17 protein-coding genes are annotated in these 18,239 nt (G+C 65.0%); 7 read left to right on the forward strand and 10 right to left on the reverse strand.

Features of this window, described 5'->3' with window-relative positions; all coding sequences use genetic code 11:
- The first annotated feature begins 70 nt into the window (after positions 1–70).
- Complete coding sequence (locus ACOYW5_RS00575) at positions 71–544, forward strand: Lrp/AsnC family transcriptional regulator (RefSeq protein WP_423067326.1); 474 nt, start codon at positions 71–73, stop codon at positions 542–544.
- 123 nt (positions 545–667) lie between these two features.
- On the opposite strand, the gene ACOYW5_RS00580 is transcribed toward ACOYW5_RS00575, so the two are convergent.
- The 3 genes from ACOYW5_RS00580 to ACOYW5_RS00590 form a co-directional block, all read right to left on the reverse strand.
- Positions 668–1,045, reverse strand: a complete 378-nt coding sequence (locus tag ACOYW5_RS00580) for a hypothetical protein (protein WP_423067327.1) — start codon at positions 1,043–1,045, stop codon at positions 668–670.
- Positions 1,046–1,176: 131 nt separating this feature from the next.
- Complete coding sequence (locus ACOYW5_RS00585) at positions 1,177–1,764, reverse strand: TIGR00645 family protein (RefSeq protein ID WP_423067328.1); 588 nt, start codon at positions 1,762–1,764, stop codon at positions 1,177–1,179.
- A gap of 140 nt (positions 1,765–1,904) precedes the next feature.
- Positions 1,905–4,367, reverse strand: a complete 2,463-nt coding sequence (locus tag ACOYW5_RS00590; protein ID WP_423067329.1) for an OmpA family protein — start codon at positions 4,365–4,367, stop codon at positions 1,905–1,907.
- Positions 4,368–4,683: 316 nt separating this feature from the next.
- On the opposite strand from ACOYW5_RS00590, the gene ACOYW5_RS00595 reads away from it, so the two are divergent.
- On the forward strand, positions 4,684–5,511 hold the full coding sequence (locus tag ACOYW5_RS00595) for a sulfite exporter TauE/SafE family protein (RefSeq protein ID WP_423067330.1): 828 nt from the start codon (positions 4,684–4,686) through the stop codon (positions 5,509–5,511).
- A gap of 31 nt (positions 5,512–5,542) precedes the next feature.
- Here ACOYW5_RS00595 and ACOYW5_RS00600 read toward each other — a convergent pair whose 3' ends face one another.
- Positions 5,543–6,277: an SIMPL domain-containing protein gene (locus ACOYW5_RS00600; protein ID WP_423067331.1), complete on the reverse strand. Its 735-nt coding sequence runs from the start codon at positions 6,275–6,277 to the stop codon at positions 5,543–5,545.
- A 226-nt stretch (positions 6,278–6,503) separates the two neighbouring features.
- Between ACOYW5_RS00600 and ACOYW5_RS00605 the strand changes: the two genes are divergently transcribed.
- The 3 genes from ACOYW5_RS00605 (at position 6,504) to ACOYW5_RS00615 (ending at position 9,987) form a co-directional block, all read left to right on the forward strand.
- Positions 6,504–7,658 carry a fumarylacetoacetate hydrolase family protein gene (locus ACOYW5_RS00605; RefSeq protein WP_423067332.1) on the forward strand — a complete coding sequence of 385 codons (1,155 nt, stop codon included), beginning with the start codon at positions 6,504–6,506 and terminating at the stop codon, positions 7,656–7,658.
- 90 nt (positions 7,659–7,748) lie between these two features.
- Positions 7,749–9,188, forward strand: coding sequence for an aldehyde dehydrogenase family protein (locus tag ACOYW5_RS00610; RefSeq protein WP_423067333.1), 1,440 nt, complete (start codon positions 7,749–7,751; stop codon positions 9,186–9,188).
- Between the two features lie 169 nt (positions 9,189–9,357).
- A complete protein-coding gene (locus ACOYW5_RS00615) occupies positions 9,358–9,987 on the forward strand; it encodes an outer membrane protein (protein ID WP_423067334.1) in 630 nt (209 codons plus the stop codon).
- 61 nt (positions 9,988–10,048) lie between these two features.
- Here the strand turns inward: ACOYW5_RS00615 and ACOYW5_RS00620 are convergent, their stop codons facing one another.
- The 6 genes from ACOYW5_RS00620 to ACOYW5_RS00645 all read right to left on the reverse strand — a co-directional run bounded on the left by ACOYW5_RS00620 (position 10,049) and on the right by ACOYW5_RS00645 (position 15,992).
- Entirely contained in the window at positions 10,049–10,606 is a 558-nt protein-coding gene (locus ACOYW5_RS00620) for a dihydrofolate reductase family protein (protein WP_423067335.1), read from the reverse strand.
- 116 nt (positions 10,607–10,722) lie between these two features.
- Positions 10,723–11,499: an ABC transporter ATP-binding protein gene (locus tag ACOYW5_RS00625; protein ID WP_423067336.1), complete on the reverse strand. Its 777-nt coding sequence runs from the start codon at positions 11,497–11,499 to the stop codon at positions 10,723–10,725.
- On the reverse strand, positions 11,499–12,284 hold the full coding sequence (locus ACOYW5_RS00630) for an ABC transporter ATP-binding protein (protein WP_423067337.1): 786 nt from the start codon (positions 12,282–12,284) through the stop codon (positions 11,499–11,501). The genes ACOYW5_RS00625 and ACOYW5_RS00630 overlap by 1 nt, the downstream gene beginning before the upstream one ends.
- A gap of 4 nt (positions 12,285–12,288) precedes the next feature.
- On the reverse strand, positions 12,289–13,434 hold the full coding sequence (locus ACOYW5_RS00635; protein ID WP_423067338.1) for a branched-chain amino acid ABC transporter permease: 1,146 nt from the start codon (positions 13,432–13,434) through the stop codon (positions 12,289–12,291).
- A gap of 2 nt (positions 13,435–13,436) precedes the next feature.
- A complete protein-coding gene (locus ACOYW5_RS00640; protein WP_423067339.1) occupies positions 13,437–14,465 on the reverse strand; it encodes a branched-chain amino acid ABC transporter permease in 1,029 nt (342 codons plus the stop codon).
- A 177-nt stretch (positions 14,466–14,642) separates the two neighbouring features.
- Complete coding sequence (locus ACOYW5_RS00645; RefSeq protein WP_423067340.1) at positions 14,643–15,992, reverse strand: substrate-binding protein; 1,350 nt, start codon at positions 15,990–15,992, stop codon at positions 14,643–14,645.
- A 179-nt stretch (positions 15,993–16,171) separates the two neighbouring features.
- On the opposite strand from ACOYW5_RS00645, the gene ACOYW5_RS00650 reads away from it, so the two are divergent.
- Entirely contained in the window at positions 16,172–17,803 is a 1,632-nt protein-coding gene (locus ACOYW5_RS00650; RefSeq protein WP_423067341.1) for a helix-turn-helix domain-containing protein, read from the forward strand.
- Positions 17,804–17,857: 54 nt separating this feature from the next.
- Positions 17,858–18,235, forward strand: coding sequence for a response regulator (locus tag ACOYW5_RS00655; RefSeq protein ID WP_423067342.1), 378 nt, complete (start codon positions 17,858–17,860; stop codon positions 18,233–18,235).
- The last annotated feature ends 4 nt before the right edge of the window (positions 18,236–18,239 follow it).

The raw sequence follows: 18,239 nt of genomic DNA on the forward strand, positions 1-18,239 counted from the left end.
CGCGCAGGCCCAATGGTTGCCTTTCCGCGTCCGGCGGATAGGTTGGCACGGCGAGATTTGGGAAGGGCCAATGGCGAGCGGACTGGACGAGATCGATCACCAGCTATTGAAGCTCCTGCAGGAGGATGACCGCGTGCCGGTCGCTGAACTCGGCAAGTCCCTGGGCGTGGCGCCTTCGACGCTGAACGACCGGATCAAGCGGCTGGTGAAGCTGGGGGTCGTCACGGGATTCCACGCCAAGGTCGATCCCGAGAAGGTGGGCCTCGACCTCCTGGCTTTCGTGTTCGTGGGCTGGAGCGACCCGGCGACCGAGAAGCTGTTCCTCTCCGCCATCGCGAGGGAGCCGCAGGTGCTCGAGGCACATCACGTGACCGGTTCGTGGAACTACCTGATGAAGGTGCGGCTCAGGACCACCCGCGACCTCGAGGGGTTCTTCGCCAATGTGGTCAAGGAAGTGCCGGGCGTGCAGCGGACGGAGACCTTGATCGTCCTGTCATCACCGAAGGAAACGAACTTCATTCAGCCGCCGCCGCTGGCGCAATGAAAAGCCCCGGCTTTGCGCCGGGGCTAAGGTTGCTTCGGAGGGAGGACCGAAGCGTGGACGTGTGCGGTCCGCTATTGTTTCGACCCAAGGGTGAACTTAGTTCAACCCGGAGACCGAATTGGTTTACTGAGCCGGGACGGCCGGAGCCTCAGTCGCCGGAGCAGCGTCAGCCGGAGCGGCGGGGGCGGCCTCAACCGGAGCCGCGTCGGTGGCCGGAGCCATCGGGGTGGTCTCGGTACCGGTAGCCGGAGCCTCAGTCATCGGGGCAGGCTCAGTCGTCGTAGCGGGCGCCTCGATGGCCGGCGTATTATTCACGGTCGTCGAAGTCGTCGACGGGCCCGAGTTCGCCGAGAAGACGAGGTAGCCGATGGCCAGCAGGGCCAAAGCCACGATGATGCCGACGAACCAGCCGGTTGCACTCGACTCCCGAGTATAGGTCGTCGTGGTGCGGTTAGCGCCGTCGTCGGTCGTATAGACGGTATCGCGTTCGGGGACAGCCATGATCAAGCTCCTTTGTTTGAGTACCGTATAGCCGTAAGAACGCGAGAGCTGCGGCGAACGTTCCCGCAAGCCTGATCATTTGCGAATTTGATTCAGTCTATACCAGCAAATGTCTGGAACTGTTGACAGTTTCACCCCGCGGGGGATGAAGAGACAGTGTCGCCGGCCGGTGATTTTTCGGACGATTTTGCTGATTTGTCGCCCTTCGCGGCCTTGCCGATGGTCTTGGTCTGGGCCGAGACCCGGTCGATATAGGCGAGGAACAGGGCCGACACGACGAAGGCGAGGTGGATCAGCGTGTACCACATCAGGTGCTCGCCGGTCTGTGTGCCGACATTGAGGAAGACCTGCAGCAGGTGGATCGAGGAAATGGCGACGATGGTCGAAGCCACCTTGATCTTGAGCGAGCCCGCGTCGATCTCACCCAGCCAGTGCACGGAACCCTCGTCGTCGAAGCGCGAGACGTAGTTCTCGTAGCCTGAAATGATGACCATCACGACGAGGCTCGCGACCAGGGCGGCGTCGATGAGGCCCAGCATCTTGAGGATGGCGTCTGCCTCCTCGATGTCGAAGACGTGGCTGATGAAATCCCAGAGCTTGACGCCGAACGTCGCGGCATAGACGGCGAGGGCGAGAGCGAGGCCCAGATAGAACAGGACCAGCAGCCAGCGCGAAGCGAGGATCACGGCTTCGATGATGAGTTCGAGACGCTTGGGCATGCTGGCTCCGGTCAATTGTCGGCCGCCAAGGCATAGCCGAAACAAGCGTCGAGGCAAGTGGATGGTGTGCCGCAGGGGCGGAGAAAAGGAGAGAGGGCCAGGGGTGATCCCGGCCCTCTCAATGTAGATGCGACGCGAGCTTAGTTGTTCGCGAGGGTCACCAGCGGCGTGATGCGCTTCAGCACTACACGGCGGTTCAGCGGCTCGGAACCATCGGTCTTCACCTTCAGGTAGCGCTCGCCATAGCCCTGGGTGACCAGGTTCTCGGGCGGGACGTCATAGAAGTCGGTGAGGATGCGGGCGACGGTCGCGGCGCGCGCGTCCGACAGCACCAGGTTGGCCTGATCGCCGCCGACAGCGTCGGTGTGACCTTCGATGAGGAAGACCTCGCCCGGGTTCTTGTCGAGCAGCTTCAGCATGGCGTTGGCCACCTTGCTGAGGGCGCCGACCTGGTTGCGCGAGATGGTCGCGGCACCCGAGTCGAAGGTCAGGCTACCCACTTCGACGCGGCGGACCGAGTCACGCAGGCGGGCCGAACGCTTCACGTCCTCGATCGTGTAGATCTGCTTGACGCGCTCCACCGGGGGCTCGTCGAAGAAGCTCTCGACGTCGTCCTCGTCGGCATAGTCGGCGTCGAGCACGTAGTCGCGGATCGGGATGGTCAGGCGCAACGGCGGGAGGTCGTCACCCGGGTCGCGCCAGTTGTTGAAGTAGTCCTCGTCGTCATAGTTGTCCTCATCATAGGAGGCGAGGATGTACTCGCGGCCGTCAGGCATGATGCGCGAGCGGCGCAGCACGTTGCCCCAGCGATCGCGGATGGTGACGATCTGCACGCCGTTCGGACGCTCAATGGTCTCCTTCACGCGGCCGTTCGACAGGCGCTCGTAGTAAACCTCGTCCTCATCGCTGTCGCGGATGCGGTCGAAGTCCTGGCCCGGGTTCGAGATCACCAGATTGACGCCAATCTGGAAGATGAAGCCGGAGTTGGTGTAGTTGTTGCCGCCCGGAGGGGGCTTCGGACCACCACCGCCCTGGCCGCCACCACCCTGACCACCGCCACCGTTGTTGATGGTGGTGTTGTTGGTCGTGTTGTTCACCGTCGTATTGTTGACAGTGGTGTTGGTCACGTTGGTCACGTTCGTCACATTGTTGATGATGGTGACGTTCTGCGGCACCTCCATCGGCGGAAGAGCGTCGGCCTGGATCTGCTCGCCCGTTACTTTGGCGATAGGCTCTGGCGCGGCGATCGCTACGATATCGGCCTGAGCGGCCTTGTCGTCGGTCGGCGGCGGGCCAGCCGGCTCGGCCGGCGGCGGTGCCTCGGCAGGCGGGGCCTGGCCGGCGGCTTCGTCGGTCGAGACGTCCTTCTGGCTGTCGAGAACGAACGCGGCAGCTTCCGGCGCGACACTTTCGGGCAGCACTTCAACTGCCGTTGGCGTCACGTCCTCGTTGGCACCCGGCAGGTCCGCGATCGGCGGCGGCGCGGGTTCGGCGGGCGCTGCGAGTTCCGGCACCGGCGGGAGCGTGATGCCGTTCTGCGCGAGGCACTCGGCAACGTCGTTCACGCCAAGAGCGGCACAGAGCTGGGCGAACTGGTTGTTGGCTGCGTCGATGGTCGACTGGCCGGCCGGATCGCCGTTCTGCAGCTGGCCGACACCGACATTGTAGAGTTCGGCGGCGGTCGCGAGCTGATCGAGCGCAGCCTGCTGCGGATTGGTAGCAGCCGCGTCGGCCGGCACATCGGTCGGACCGGCTTCGGCGGGCTGCTCTGCAGCAGGTTGTTCGGTCGCAGGCTGTTCAGCGGGCTGCTCTGCCGGCTGTTCCGCAGGCTGCTCAGCGGCGGGCTGCTCAGCCGGGGCAGCCCGTTCCTCGGCGGCGGGCTGTTCGGCCGGAGCGGCCGGCTCTTCAGCCGCGGGAGCCGGCGGGGGCGGCAGCGGCGGGAGGTCCTGGCCAATGCAGGACTTGATGTCGGGATAGCCGTTGGCGGTGCAGAGCTGCTCAATCTTCGCAGCGGCTGCGTCGGCCTGGGCCTTGGCGGCATCGTAATCGGTCGCAGCGAGGTTCAGCGCGGCCTGGTACTCGTTCACCGCGGCCTGAAGCTCGGCGACGAACTGAGCCTGCAACTCTTCGGCCGAAGGTCCGGTGGGCTCTTCGGCGGCCGGAGGCTGCTCTTCAACGGGAGCGGCCTGCTCGGCGGGAGCCGGTTCCTCGGCCGGGGCCGGCTCTTCCACGGGAGCGGGCGCTTCAACCGGTGCCGGCTCCTCAGCAGGAGGCGCAGCCTCTTCCGGGGCCGGGACCGGCTCCTCGACCGGCGGGGGCTCTTCGGCAGCAGGGGCCGGCTCTTCAGCCGGTGGAGCTTCTTCGGCGGCAGGCGGCTGGGTCCCAGCGGTGATCGCGGCAATGCATTCCTCGACGCTGGAATAGCCGTTCACGATGCAGACCTCGGTAAAGGCCTGCTCGGCATTGGCAATGGCGTCTGCGTCGCCCGAGGCCTGTGCATCCTGCAGGGCCTGGTATTCGGCCTGCTGGGCAAACGCGGCGCTTGGTACCAATGCGAGGACGGCGAGACTGGTGCCCGTGAGGAGCCAGTTTCGAATGCGCATGGGTTTTGTCCTTTTTTTGGAGTCAGTTGTTTGAGAAGTGACGCTGTCCTGCTGAACCGGACCTGAACGGCCGATAGACCTTCTGCAGTTTGGTGACATACCCCCGTCGAGTGCCCAACGCCTCAGGCGAATCCGGGTTCCCGACGGCGAGACAGGACCGGCCAATCGTGGCACCAGTGCGACACCGGGCGCAGTTTGGCCTGCCAGAGCCGGCGTTCCCGCGGACGATTGTGGTGCGAGGACTGGGGGAATAGTGGACGAAACGGCGCGCTTCCGGCTTGGGCCGGGCCGCCGGACGTGGCATTGCTCCGGCATCATGCTGGATCTGATCACCACATATTGGCCATTCGTCCTCGGCCTTGCTGCCACCGGCGTCATATCGGGTATCGCCGCGGGGCTACTCGGCATCGGCGGCGGTGCGATCATCGTGCCAGCGCTCGCCGCGGCGCTGGCGCTGATGGGCTATGACAGCGATGTGGTGCAGCATGTTGCCGTCGGCACGTCGCTGGCGATCATCATTCCCACCGGCATCGCCAGCGCGCGGGCACATGACAAGCGGGGAGCGGTGGATCGCGAAGTGCTCAAGCTCTGGGCTCCGATCATCGTGGCGTCGACGCTGATCGGCGGGCTGATGGCCGGGCTCTACAGCGGCAACGTGCTGCGCGTGGTGTTCGGGGTGATGGCGCTGTTCATCGCCGCCAACATCCTGCTTCCGTTCCAGGAGCGTCTGATGGGGCATCTCGGCGGTTCGGCGCTGACGCACCGGATTTCGGCGGCGGTGGTAGGCTATATCTCGGCGCTGATGGGCGTCGGCGGTGGCTCGCTGAGCGTGCCGACGCTGCATGCTTTCGGCGCGACCATGCACAAGGCAGTGGGCACGGGTGCGGCGATCGGCGTGTTCATCGCGTTCTCCGGCACGCTGGGCTTCATCATCTCCGGCTGGAGCATCGAGGGACGCCCGCCGCTGAGCCTTGGCTATATCAACATCCCGGCGCTGGTGCTGATCGGCGTGGCCGCAGCGCTCTGTGCGCCGTTAGGCGCAGCGCTGGCGCACCGGCTGCAGCAGCGCACGCTGAAGCTGACGTTCGCGGCGTTCCTGACCTTCGTCGGGCTGAACATGCTGTGGAAGGTGTTCGTAGGGTAGGGCGGACCGAAGTCCGCCCTCTCACGCATAATCAGTCGTCGAGGTCCCAGGTGACCTGGACGTTGATCTGGTAGCTGAGTTCGCCCGTGGCGATCGGGACGGCAGCGCCGGCGGAGTCGGCGACGGCCTTCATCATGTAGGGCTGGGGCGGCTGCACGAAGCCCTGGGCCTCGGTGATGTTGCGGATGCTGCCAAGCTCCGCGTCGGCGAGGCCCGCATAGAGTTCGGCCTTCTCCTTGGCATCTGCGAAAGCGAGCTTGCGGGCTTCGTCATAGAGCTTGCTTGGATCGGCGAGGGTGAAGCTGATGCCGTTGACGGTGTTGGCGCCGACGCTCACCGACTTGTCGAGCACGCTGCCGAGAATGGTCAGATCGCGGACGCGGACGTTGACGGTGTTGAACACCTGGTAGCCGTTGATCTTGGGCGGCAGCTGGTAGCCATTGGCGTCGCGCGCGTCGGAATAGACGTAGTTCGGGTTGACTGAGAAACCGGAGGTCTGGATATCGCGGGCTTCGATGCCGGCGGCCTTCAGAGTTTCGAGCAGGTCGTTCATCGCCTTGGTGTTGGCGTCGAGCGCCTCCTTGGCCGTGGCGCCCTGGGTCGTCACGCCGGAATTGATGAAGGCGGTGTCGGGGGCGCCGGTGACCTCGCCCATGCCGCTGATGGAGACAGTGCCGTTCATCGAGGTCTCCTGGGCAAGCACCGGGGCGGCGCTGAGCGCGGTCGCGAGCATGAGGGGGATGAAAGCGGCGGTAAACGGACGCATGCGTCTCTCCTGTGTGGCCTATGACCGGGCGAACATGCCCAGCCGATCGGGTGTTAGTGCGGCGTAGCTGAACAGTGTTTGAACGCCGCTTCATGACCTTGGACGCCCGCCAGTGAATCTTCCTTGGGGTGAAATCGAACGAAAGTTGGAGGCACGTACCTCGACCGCGGCTGGACAGGGTTTGGAGCGGCGGGTTAGGTAGCGGCCGCTAACCGAGGGGGATGCCGTGGCCAATCCGATCGTTCCGACCGAAGGCGTCTTGCTGGGGCGTGCCCGCGTGCCCGGTTTCGATCATCCACGCGTGGTGACGGTGCGCGATGGCGATGTCATCGACATCACGTCGAAGGAAGCGCCCACCTCGCGCGACATCGCCGAACTCGATGATCCCGCGGGTTACGTCAAATCGAGCATGGGGCCGGTGATCGGCAGCCTGCATCTGCTACTGGCCAATTCGTGGTCGGGCAAGACCAATCTCAACGAGCCGTCGCTGCTGTCGCCGATCGACCTACAGGCGGTGAAAGCGGCCGGCGTGACCTTCGTCGTGTCGCTGCTCGAGCGGGTGATCGAAGAGCAGGCGCGCGGCGACAAGGCCAAGGCCGACGCGCTGCGCGGGGACATCCTGGGGCTGGTGGGCACGGATCTCAGTCAGCTCGAGCCGGGCTCGCCCGCGGCGATGGAGGTCAAGAAGACCCTGATCGCGCGTGGCGTTTGGAGCCAGTATCTCGAGGTGGGCATCGGTCCGGATGCCGAGATTTTCACGAAGTGCCAGCCCATGGCCTCCGTCGGTTATGGCGCCGACGTCGGCATCCTGCCGATATCGGAGTGGAACAATCCGGAACCCGAACTCGTCGTCGTCGTCACCTCCAAGGGGACGATCATCGGCGCGACGCTGGGCAATGACGTGAACCTGCGCGATGTCGAAGGACGGTCGGCGCTGCTCCTTGGCAAGGCCAAGGACAACAACGCCTCGGCATCGCTCGGGCCATTCATCCGGCTGTTCGACGGCAAGTTCACCATCGAGACGGTAAAAGCGGCCGACATCGCGCTGAGCGTCAGCGGCGAAGATGGGTTCGAGCTTACCGGAGTCTCGAACCTGAGCCAGATCTCCCGTTCGCCAGAGTCGCTGGTGGCGGCGTCGATCGGACGGCATCACCAGTATCCGGACGGTTTCGTGCTCTATACCGGCACGATGTTCGCGCCGGTGAAGGATCGCGGCGGCGCCGGCAAGGGCTTTACGCACAAGGTCGGCGACGTGGTCTCGATCTCGACGCCGTCGCTCGGCACGCTGAGCAATACGGTGCGCCTGTCGACCGAAGCGGCGCCCTGGACATATGGCGCGAGCCACCTGCTGCGGGACCTGGCGAAGGCCGGTCTGCTGTAGGCGAAACAATAGTCATACTTTTGGTGAGGCGGTCTTGAGAAGGACCCGCGCCCCGTGCATATACACGCTACCAAACGAAGGAAGCACCCGATGACCGAACTGCACCAGAACCTCATCAACGGCGAATGGGTCGGCGGCGACGGGGTGGACAACATCAACCCCTCCAACACCAACGAAGTCGTCGGCGTCTATGCCCGGGCGACGGTGGAAGACACGCTCAACGCCATCGCGGCGGCCAAGGCGGCGTTCCCCGCCTGGTCGCGCTCGGGCATCATGGAGCGCTGGGGCGTGCTGTCGAAGACGGCGCATGAGATCTTCGCGCGCAAGGACGAGCTGGGCGCGCTGCTCAGCCGCGAAGAGGGGAAGACGCTGGCCGAGGGCATCGGCGAGGTGACCCGCGCCGGCCAGATTTTCGAGTTCTTCGCCGGCGAAGTGCTGCGCCTCACGGGCGAGAGCGTGCCGTCGGTGCGTCCGGGTGTCGGCGTCGAGATGACGCGCGAGCCGATGGGCGTTGTCGGCATCATCACGCCGTGGAATTTCCCGATCGCCATCCCGGCCTGGAAGATCGCCCCGGCGCTCGCCTACGGCAACACGGTCGTGTTCAAGCCGGCCGACCTGGTGCCGGGTTGCTCGTGGGCCATCGTCGAGATGCTCAACCGCAACGGGCTGCCCAAGGGCGTGCTCAATCTGGTAATGGGCAAGGGTTCGGTCGTCGGTCAGACCATGCTCGATAGCAAGGATATCGTGGCGCAGACCTTCACGGGCTCGGTCAACACCGGGCGCCGCGTGGCGGAAGCCAGCGTCAAGGTGATGCGCAAGTTCCAGCTCGAGATGGGCGGCAAGAATCCGACCATCGTGCTTGATGACGCCGACCTCGCGGTCGCGGTCGAAACGACGGCGCAGAGCGCGTTCTACTCGACCGGCCAGCGCTGCACGGCGTCGTCGCGCCTGATCGTGACGGAAGGCATCCACGACAAGTTCGTCGCGGCGCTGACCGAGCGGATTCGTAACCTCAAGGTCGGCGACGCGCTGGCCAAGGACACGCAGATCGGCCCCGTGGTCGATCCCGGCCAGCTCAAGCAGGACACCGATTACATCGAGATCGGCAAGGGCGAGGGCGCCAAGCTTGCCGTCGGCGGTGGTCTGGTGAAGGGCGACAACCCGGGCTACTTCCTGCAACCGGCACTGTTCACCGAAGCGACCAACCAGATGCGCATCTCGCGCGAAGAGATCTTCGGGCCGGTGGCCGCGGTGATCCGCGTGAAGGATTACGAGGAGGCGCTGGCCACCGCCAACGACACCGATTTCGGTCTCTCGGCCGGCATCGTCACCACCTCGCTAAAATACGCCACGCACTTCAAGCGCAACGCCGAGGCCGGCATGGTGATGGTGAACGTGCCGACTGCCGGGGTCGACTTCCATGTGCCGTTCGGTGGCCGCAAGGGCTCGAGCTACGGCCCGAAGGAGCAGGGCAAGTACGCCGCCGAGTTCTTCACGCAGGTGAAGACGGCCTACACTGCCGCCGGCTAAGCCAGCCAGACACCATATTCCTGGGCCCGGATGCCGTTGGCGTCCGGGCCCATTTGTTTCTAAACGTTGATTTGACTGCGCAATTCGCTGCCTGTTGCGCGTCCGCTACAGTATTTTAACGATGGCTGTGGCACCAGCGCCGCGGGGCATATCACTCAGGAATATATACATGCGTTCTCTTTTGCTCGGCGCCGCCGTTGTGCTGGCTAGTGCTGTTGGTGTTCAGGCCGCCGACCTGATCGTCGAAGAAGCTCCGGTTGTCGCCGACACCAGCTTCGTCAACAGCGGCATCTATTTCCAGCTGCTGGGCGGTGTTGTCCAGGATCTGCCGGTCAACTACTACGAAAACGGCTCGGATGACGGCGATGCCGACACCGAGTTCGGCTACAGCTTTGCAGCGACGGCCGGTGTCGTTGTGCTGGACGGTCTGTCCGTCGAAGCCGACGTGCTCTACAGCACGCGCGAATACTCCTACGGCGACGAAACGTACTCGACGCTTAGCCTGATGGCGAACGCGAAGTACACCGTCGAGCTGAACGACACATTCAGCATCTACGGTGCAGTGGGTCTGGGCTATGTGTGGGGCACTGATGCCTGGTCCGGTAACTCGGCCGACTACGGCAGCTTTGGCTACCAGGTCATCGCGGGCGTTGGCGCCAAGCTGACGGACAACATCTCGGCCGTGGCCGAGTACCGGTTCCAGGACACGTTTGACAAGAGCAACTTCGAGGGTTCGGGTGACTACGGCCTGAGCATCCCGGTGAGCACCGTGCTCGCCGGCCTGAAGTTCAGCTTCTAAGCTCCTACTCGAGCAACGACTTTTGAAGGCCCGCGCATCCGGCGATGCGCGGGCCTTCTGCTTATTCGGGCTTGAGGCCGTAGACCGAGATCACGTTTCCCTTGCTGGTCGAGTAGCTCTTCTTGAGCTCGAGTCGCGTGACCGGGTCGGTCGGTTCGAACATGCGCTTGCCGGCGCCGGCGACGACCGGATGGGTAATGAGGGTGAGTTCCTCGAGCAGCCCGGCGAAGAACAGTTTTCGCGCCAGCGACACGCCGGCCATCACGGCGATCTCACCGCCGGGCTGATTTTTGAGGTCGCGGACGAAGTCGACCACGTCGCCCTCGATGAGGGTGGAGTTCTGCCAGATCGCGAGGTCGTCCTGCTTCAGCGTGCGCGAGGCTACGTACTTCGGCATGTTGTTGATGAAGGCGCCGAAGTCCGCGTCGGCGCTGGCGGTCGGCCAGTAGCCGGCCCATTCCTGCCAGCCGATACGGCCCATCAGCACTGTGTCGATCCTGGGCATGATTTCGCCGAGCAATGCGCCCAATTCGTCGTCGAACGCGTCGAACTGCCAGAGATTCGGCGACTCGATGACGCCGTCGACGGAGTGGAAGAAGCCTGCTGTAAGCTTGCGCATGGTGGTGTCCCTTGTCTCGTCGGTACCCGATGTGGGCACCGTTCATGGACACAACGAGCGGGACCAATTGCAATCGACATCGGCGCAACGAAAAAGTTGCGTCCGGTCCGGCTCGGCTAGACCGCCAGGTATTCGCGACGCAGGTCCTCGTTCTCGAGCACGGCTTTCGCCGAGCCGGCAAAAGCGACTTCGCCCGTATCGAGGATAACGGCGCGATCGGCCAGCCGCAGGGCGGCGATGGCGTTCTGCTCGACGATGATGGTGGTGATGCCGAGTGCCTTGATCTCGTTGAGGATCTTCTCGATCTCGTTGACGATCACCGGGGCGAGGCCCTCGTAGGGTTCGTCGAGCAGCAGCAGCTTGATGTCGCGGGTGAGGGCGCGGGCGATGGCCAGCATTTGCTGTTCGCCGCCCGACAGCGTGACGCCCTCCTGCCGCCGGCGTTCCGCGAGGCGAGGGAAGTGGCCGTAGATGCGGTCGAGGTCCCAGCCGCGGCCGGGGGCGACCTGGGCGAGGGTGAGGTTCTCTTCGACGGTCAGGCCGGCGATGATGCGGCGGTCCTCGGGGACGAGCTGGATGCCGGCGCGCGAGGCTTCAAAGGCCTTCATCTGGTGGAGGGGCCTGCCGTCGAGCCAGATTTCGCCGGCTTTCAGGGAGGGGTTGTCGACGCGGGCGATGGTGCGCAGCGTCGAGGTCTTGCCGGCGCCGTTACGGCCGAGCAGGGCAAGGATTTCACCGTGCTGCACGTCGAGCGAGACGCCCTGCACGATGTAGCTCTCGCCATAATAGGCGTGGACGTCCCTGACGGCGAAGAACGGGGTTTCGCGCGGGATGGCGGTGGCGGCGGGCTGGGCCACGGCGGTGAGGTCAGTGTCCATGCTGATCGCGCTCATCAGTGGGCCTCCAGGCGGTGGGCGCCACCGAGATAGGCTTCCTGTACCTTGGCGCTGCCGCGTACCTCATCGGGAAGTCCCTCCGCGATGATCCTGCCGCCCGAAAGGACGGAGATCCGGTCGGCCAAGGAGAACACGACATGCATGTCGTGTTCAATGATCACCTTGGTCATGCCGCGCGCCTTGATCTTCTTGAGGAGGTCGATGGTGGTATTAGTGTCGTGCCGGCTCATGCCCGCGGTCGGCTCGTCGAGCAGCAGCAGGCGCGGGTGCTGTATGAGGCACATGGCGAGCTCCATGCGCCGCTTGTCCCCGCGGCTCAGAGCGCCCGCGTGAGAGTGGCGGCGGCCGGAGAGGCCGACATCCTCGAGGATGGCCTCGGCCTCGTCGCGAATGCCGGCCTCGTTGTCCACCGAGCGGAGGATGTTGATCCGGAAGGCCCCGTCGCGCTTGGCGAAGGCTGGCGTCATGACGTTCTGCAGCACCGAGAGTTCGGGGAAGATCTCTGGCGTCTGGAACACGCGCGCGACCCCCATCTGGTTGATCTCGTGGGGGCGCTTTCCCGTGAGCACGTTGCCGTCGAACACGACGGCGCCACGGGTGGGCGCCAGGCGGCCGACGATAACGTTCAGCAGTGTCGATTTGCCGGCGCCGTTGGGACCGATGATGGCGTGGGTGGTGCCTTCCTCGACGCTGAAGTCGATGTCGGAGAGGGCCTGTAGGCCGCCGAAGTTCTTGCTGACATCGTCGACGTGGAGGACGACGTTGCGCTGCGCGATGGCCATGGGGCTACTCCGCCGGCTGGGCGCGCACGGCGCCGGGTGTGGTGGGCGTGTTGCGTCGGCTGAACAGCGCTGCGATGCGGCGGACGCCTTCCATGATGCCGCCGGGTAGGAAGACCACGACGAGGACGAAGAGCAGTCCCAGCGTCAACTGCCAGCCTTCGCCGACGAACTTGCTGGCGATGGCGATGACTGCGTCGTGCGCCGGGGCGGGGATGAAGTCGAAGAAGCGGCTGAGGATGCCCTCGTTGAACGAGGAGAAGATGTTCTCGAAATACTTGATCAGCCAAGCGCCGATCACCGGGCCGACCAGCGTGCCGACGCCGCCGAGGATGGTCATCAGCACCACCTCGCCCGAGGCGGTCCACTGCATGCGCTCGGCACCGGCGAGGGGATCGGTGACCGCAAGCAGGGCGCCGGCGAGGCCGGCATACATGCCGGAGATGACAAAAGCGGTGAGCGCGTAGGGCCGAGTGTGGAAGCCGGTGTAGCTCATCCGCGTCTGGTTGGACTTGATGCCCCGCAGCATCATGCCGAAGGGCGAGGCGGAAACCTTCTGAGCGAAGAAGAAGGCGAGGATCAGCACGACGGCGCAGAAGTAGAAGCCGGCAAGCCCGGTGAAGGGCATGCCGAAAAGGCTCGCCGTCGGCAGGCCGGCGCCGCGCGGGGCGAGTGCGAGGTCGATGACGCGCGGGTCCTGCAAGGTGAGCTGGAGCGAGGTCTCGCCGTTGGTGATCGGGGTCAGTACCGAATAGGCGAGGTTGTAGCTCATCTGCGCGAAGGCGAGGGTGAGGATGGAGAAGTAGATGCCGGAGCGCCTGAGGCTCAGGTAGCCGATGGCGAGGGCGAAGAGGCCGGAGACGATGATGGCGAAGACTATGGCCGGCAGCACGTCCATGGTCAGCAGCTTGAACGACCAGACGGCGGTGTAGGAGCCGACGCCGAGGAAGGCCGCGTGGCCGAAACTCAGGTAGCCGGTAAGGCCGAACAGGATGTTGAAGCCGATGGCGAAGATCGCGTAGATCGCGAATTTCTGCAGGAGGCCGGGATAGTTGGCGCCGATCGGGGCGGTCCAGACCGGCATGGTGACGACCACCAGCGCGAAGAGGGCGAAGATGATGGCATCGCGGCGGGAAAGCTGGAACAGGGCCATGGTCAGCTCTCCATCACGCCGCGCCGGCCGAGGAGGCCACGCGGGCGGACCAGGAGGATCACCACCGCGGTCAGGTAGATGATGATCTGGTCGATGCCGGGGATGAGCGATTTGATCTCGTTCATCGAGGCAAAGCTTTGGAGGATGCCGAGGAGGAACCCAGCGGCTACGGCACCGGGCAGCGAGCCCATGCCGCCGACGACGACCACGACGAAGCTCAGGACGAGGAAATCCATGCCCTGATGGTAGTTGGGCGGCAGCAGCGGCGTGTACATCACCCCCGCGGTGCCGGCGACGACGGCGGCGAGGCCGAACATGATGGTGAAGCGGCGGTCGATGTTGATGCCGAGCAGGCCCACCGTCTCGCGGTCGGCCATGCCGGCGCGGACCACCATGCCGAAGGTAGTGAAGCGCAGGAAGGCGAAGACGGCGGCGATGACGCCGGCCGAGAACAGGAAATAGACCAGCCGCCAGACCGGGTAGGTCACTGCGCCGGGGGCGAGGCCGATCAGGGCGCCGACATCGGCAGCGCCACGCAGCGACGAGGGCATGGCTTGGCTGATCGGGTTGGGTCCGAAGATGGCTTTGACGATCTCCTGCAGCACGATGGCGAGACCGAATGTCACAAGGATCTGCTCAGCGTGCGGACGTTTGTAGAAGTGCTTGATGAGGCCGCGTTCCATGACGATGCCGATCACCAGCATCACCGGAATGGCCAAGAGCAGCGATAGGGGGACGGACCAGTCGATGAGGACGGCGCCCCAGTCGCCGAACCATGTCTGGGCCAGCGGCGTGCGAACTTCGAGGGCGGTGCCCCAGGCGGTGGTCTGGGTGGGGTCGACCGTCACGGTTTCCAGCGTAATCAGGTAGCGGAAGGTGACGGCGCAGAAGGCGCCGAGCATGAACAGCGCGCCATGCGCGAAGTTGACGACACCCAGCGTGCCGAAGACGAGCGTGAGCCCCAGCGCGATGAGCGCGTAGGCGCCGCCCTTGTCGAGGCCGTTGAGGAGTTGCGCGAGAATGGCGTCCATGGGGTTCTCCGACGCACTATGGGTGCGGTGAACACCTTCTCCCCTGTGGGAGAAGGTGCCCGAAGGGCGGATGAGCGGTGAGCCCGGAACTCGGTGCGTGGGGCTCACCCCTCATCCGTCTCGGCTTCGCCGAGCCACCTTCTCCCACAAGGGGAGAAGGGACCCGACTAAGACGGATCAGCAGGCGATCGCTGTATCCGGGCCGAGCTCCCCGCCGAAGATGGCGGGATCGTATGTCACACTCTCCTTGGAGGCGGTGGCGACGACTTCGAGGAGGTCGAACGGATTGGCGGGAGCGTCCTTGCCCTTCACCACGTAGACATCCTTGAAGCACTGGTGGTCCTCGGCGCGATAGGTGGTCGGGCCGTTGCCCATGCCGTCGAACTCAAAGCCTTCGAGCGCCTTGATCACCTCGGGCGGATAGAAGGTGCCGGCGCGTTCCACCGCATCGGCGTAGAGCAGGGCCTGCACGTAGGAGGTGTGGGCGGCCTGGCTCGGCGGCTGGCCGAACTTGGCGCCGAACGACTTCGTGAAGGCCTTGGAGGCTTCGTCCGGCAGCTGCCAGTCCCAGTTGGAGGTGCCATAAATGCCCTTCATGGCTTCACCGGCGCCCTTGGCCATCAGGTCGGAGACCAGCGGCACGACGATCTCGAACTGCTTGCCGTTGGCCTGCTTGTCGCGCATGCCGAACTGCACGGCCTGGGTGAGCGAGTTCACCATGTCGAAGCCGTAGTGGTTGAGGATCAGCACGTCGGCGCCGGAATTGAGCACCGGCGTCAGGTACTGGCTGAAGTCGCCGGCACCGACCGGGGTACGCACCGGGGTCAGCGTCTTCCAGCCGAGCGCCTCGGTGGCGTTCTTGATCGATTCTTCCTGGGTCCAGCCCCAGGTGTAGTCGGCCGTCAGGTGATAGGCGATGCGCTCCTTGCCATAAGCTTCGCCGAGGACCGGCGCGAGGCCGATGCCCGACTGGTAGGCGTTGAAGAAGTGGCGGAAGCCGTACTTCTTCTTGTCCTTGCCGGTCGTGTCGTTGGAATGGGTGAGGGCAGCCATGAAGATGACGCCCTTTTCCTGGCAGAGGCCCTGCACGGCGATGGCCACGGCGGATGAAGATCCACCGGTGATCATCACCGCGCCATCGCGCTCGATCATGCGGCGGGCCGAGTCGCGGGCGGCATCGGCCTTGGTCTGGTCGTCGCCGGTGACGCCCACCACCTTCTTGCCGAGGATGCCGTTGCCCTTCAGCGTCTTGGACGAGAAGTGGGGGATGAGGCCGCCATCGCCGCCGCCGTTCAGGTGTTCGACGGCCAGCTCGTAGGCCTTCTGCTCGTCGGCACCTTCATCGGCGTACGCGCCGGTCAGCGGCATGTTGAAGCCGATGGTGACGGTGTCACCGGTGGGTGCGTTGCAGAATTCCTGCGCGTAGGCGCCCTTGGAAAAGATCAGTGGTGAAACGCCGGTCGCGAGGATGCCGGCAAGCCCGCCCTTCAGCACACCACGGCGGCTGAAGCCCTTCAAATTGGTCATTTCGTCCTCCTCAAGCGCGGGGGACCGGTACATTGCCGAACACCTCACCGCGAGGGCGGTACGATGCGGCAGCGAGATAATGACTGCAATAGGTCACTGATATCGTTGAGTAATTCTGTAAATCGTTGATCTCATCGCTGCCTTATGCTGTAAATTCATTGACAGCGGGGGAGGGAAACTTGCGGTCACCGATTGGTCTACGCATCAGCTCGCGACGGCGGGCGCTGGGCATTTCGCAGGCGGCGCTGGCGCGGCAGGCGGGGATTTCGGCCAGCTATCTGAACCTGATCGAGCGTAACCGGCGGCAGGTCGGCGGGGCGCTGCTGCTGCGGCTGGCGCATGAGTTGCAGGTCGATATCGGCGATCTCTCCGGCGACGCGGAGCACCGACTCATCGCCGAGCTCGACGAGGCCCTTTCGGACCCGATTCTACGATCCGGCGAACTCGAGACGCTCGACGCCCGTGATCTCGTCGCCCAGCAACCGGCGGCCGCGGTCGCCATCGCGCGGCTTCATCGGGCCTATCAGGGCGCGCAGGCCAATGCCGACGATTTCGCCAACCGGCTGCGGTCCGATCCGCTCTTGGCGGAGCTGCTGCATCGGGTGTTGTCGGGGATTACCGCGGTGCGCTCGAGCGCCGAAATTCTCGAGGATACGGACGATCTCGACGAGACCGAGCGCCGGCGCTTCCTTGCTTCGATCACGCGGGAGACGCGCGGGCTGACCGATGTGGCGCGAAGCCTCATCGGCCAGTTCGAGCAGGAGGCGAAGGGACGGCGTTCGCTGTCGCCGATGCGGGAACTCGACGATCTCATCTTCGAGCGGGACAACTATTTCCCAGCGCTCGAGGCGGTGGCGGGCGATCTGCGGGCGGAGATCGAGCGGGCCGGGCCGTTCGGCGAGGCGACGCTGGCAAAACTGCTCGATGATCGGTTCGGCGTTCGCGTCGTCCGGAGCGGCGCGCGGGAACTCGATGCGCTCGGGTTTCCCGGGCAGTACCACTTCAACGTCGAAACGAGGATCATGTGGTTCCAGACGAGCGCGATTGCGGCGACGCGGCAGTTTCAGCTGACGCGGCTCTACGCCGAACTGGCTGCGCCGGTCGCCATCGAACGCGAGGTGATGGCGCCAGAGCTCGCGTCAGATACGGCGCGGCGGCTGGGGTATCGCGCGCTCGGTTCGTACCTCGCGGGGGCGATCGTGTTTCCCTATGAGGCCTTCCTCCACGATGCCGAGACCACGCGCTACGACATCGAGGCCCTGCGCCAGATCTACACGGCGAGCTTCGAGCAGGTGGCGCATCGGCTGGTGACGCTGCGGAAACCTGGCGCGACCGGCGTGCCGTTCGGGTTCCTGCGGTCCGATCCGGCGGGGCGCTTGACCAAGCACTTCCCACTGCCCGGCCTGCCGCTGCCCGGGGCCGGGCACGCCTGTCCGCTCTGGGCGCTGTACGGCGCATTTCGCACGCCCGAGACGATGGTGCGACAGATCGCGCAGTTTGCCGATGGATCGCGCTACCTGTTCGTCGCGCGGGCGCAGGCACGCAGGGTGGCGAGCTTCGCTGATCGCGGGGCGATCCATACGTCCGTGATGCTCGCTTGCGACGTGCTGCATGCCGATCGCACCGTCTATGCGGCCGGGCTCGATCTCGCCGATGCCGGTGCCGATGTGCCGGTAGGTCCGGCCTGCCGGCTCTGTCCGCGGCGCGATTGCGCCGACCGGCAGGAGGAGGCGCTGATGCCCGGCGGGCAGCCCGGGGCGGTGCGGGCGCCATTGATCCCGCGCGGTTTCGATATTGGCGAAGCCGGTTGAGTGTGCGTTACTGTCCCGAGGTTCCGATTGGGAGGTCGGGACGGGAGGGGGAATTTGGCGGTCGATGTACTCATTGCCGAGGATGAACCGAGCATTCTTGAATCGCTCGACTTCATCCTGCGGCGCGCCGGCTTATCGATAGAGTCCGTTACCGACGGCGACGCCGCCTTGGCCGCGATCCGGCGCGAGCGGCCGCGGCTGGTGGTGCTCGACGTGATGCTGCCCAAGCGCTCGGGGTTCGAGGTGCTGAAGCAGATCAGGGCCGATCGCCTGACCCATGACCTGCCGGTGCTGATCCTCACCGCCAAGGGGCAGGCGCAGGATCGGCAGATCGCCGAAGAGCTGGGGGCTTCCAGCTTTGTCACCAAGCCCTATGCCAATGCCGATGTCGTCGGCGCTGTACAGCGCCTCCTCGCCGAGGCCGCGGGGTAAGTCG

Origin of the sequence: Devosia sp. CN2-171 (genome assembly GCF_049354815.1) — a bacterium.
In the GTDB taxonomy this organism is placed as follows: Bacteria; Pseudomonadota; Alphaproteobacteria; order Rhizobiales; family Devosiaceae; genus Devosia_A.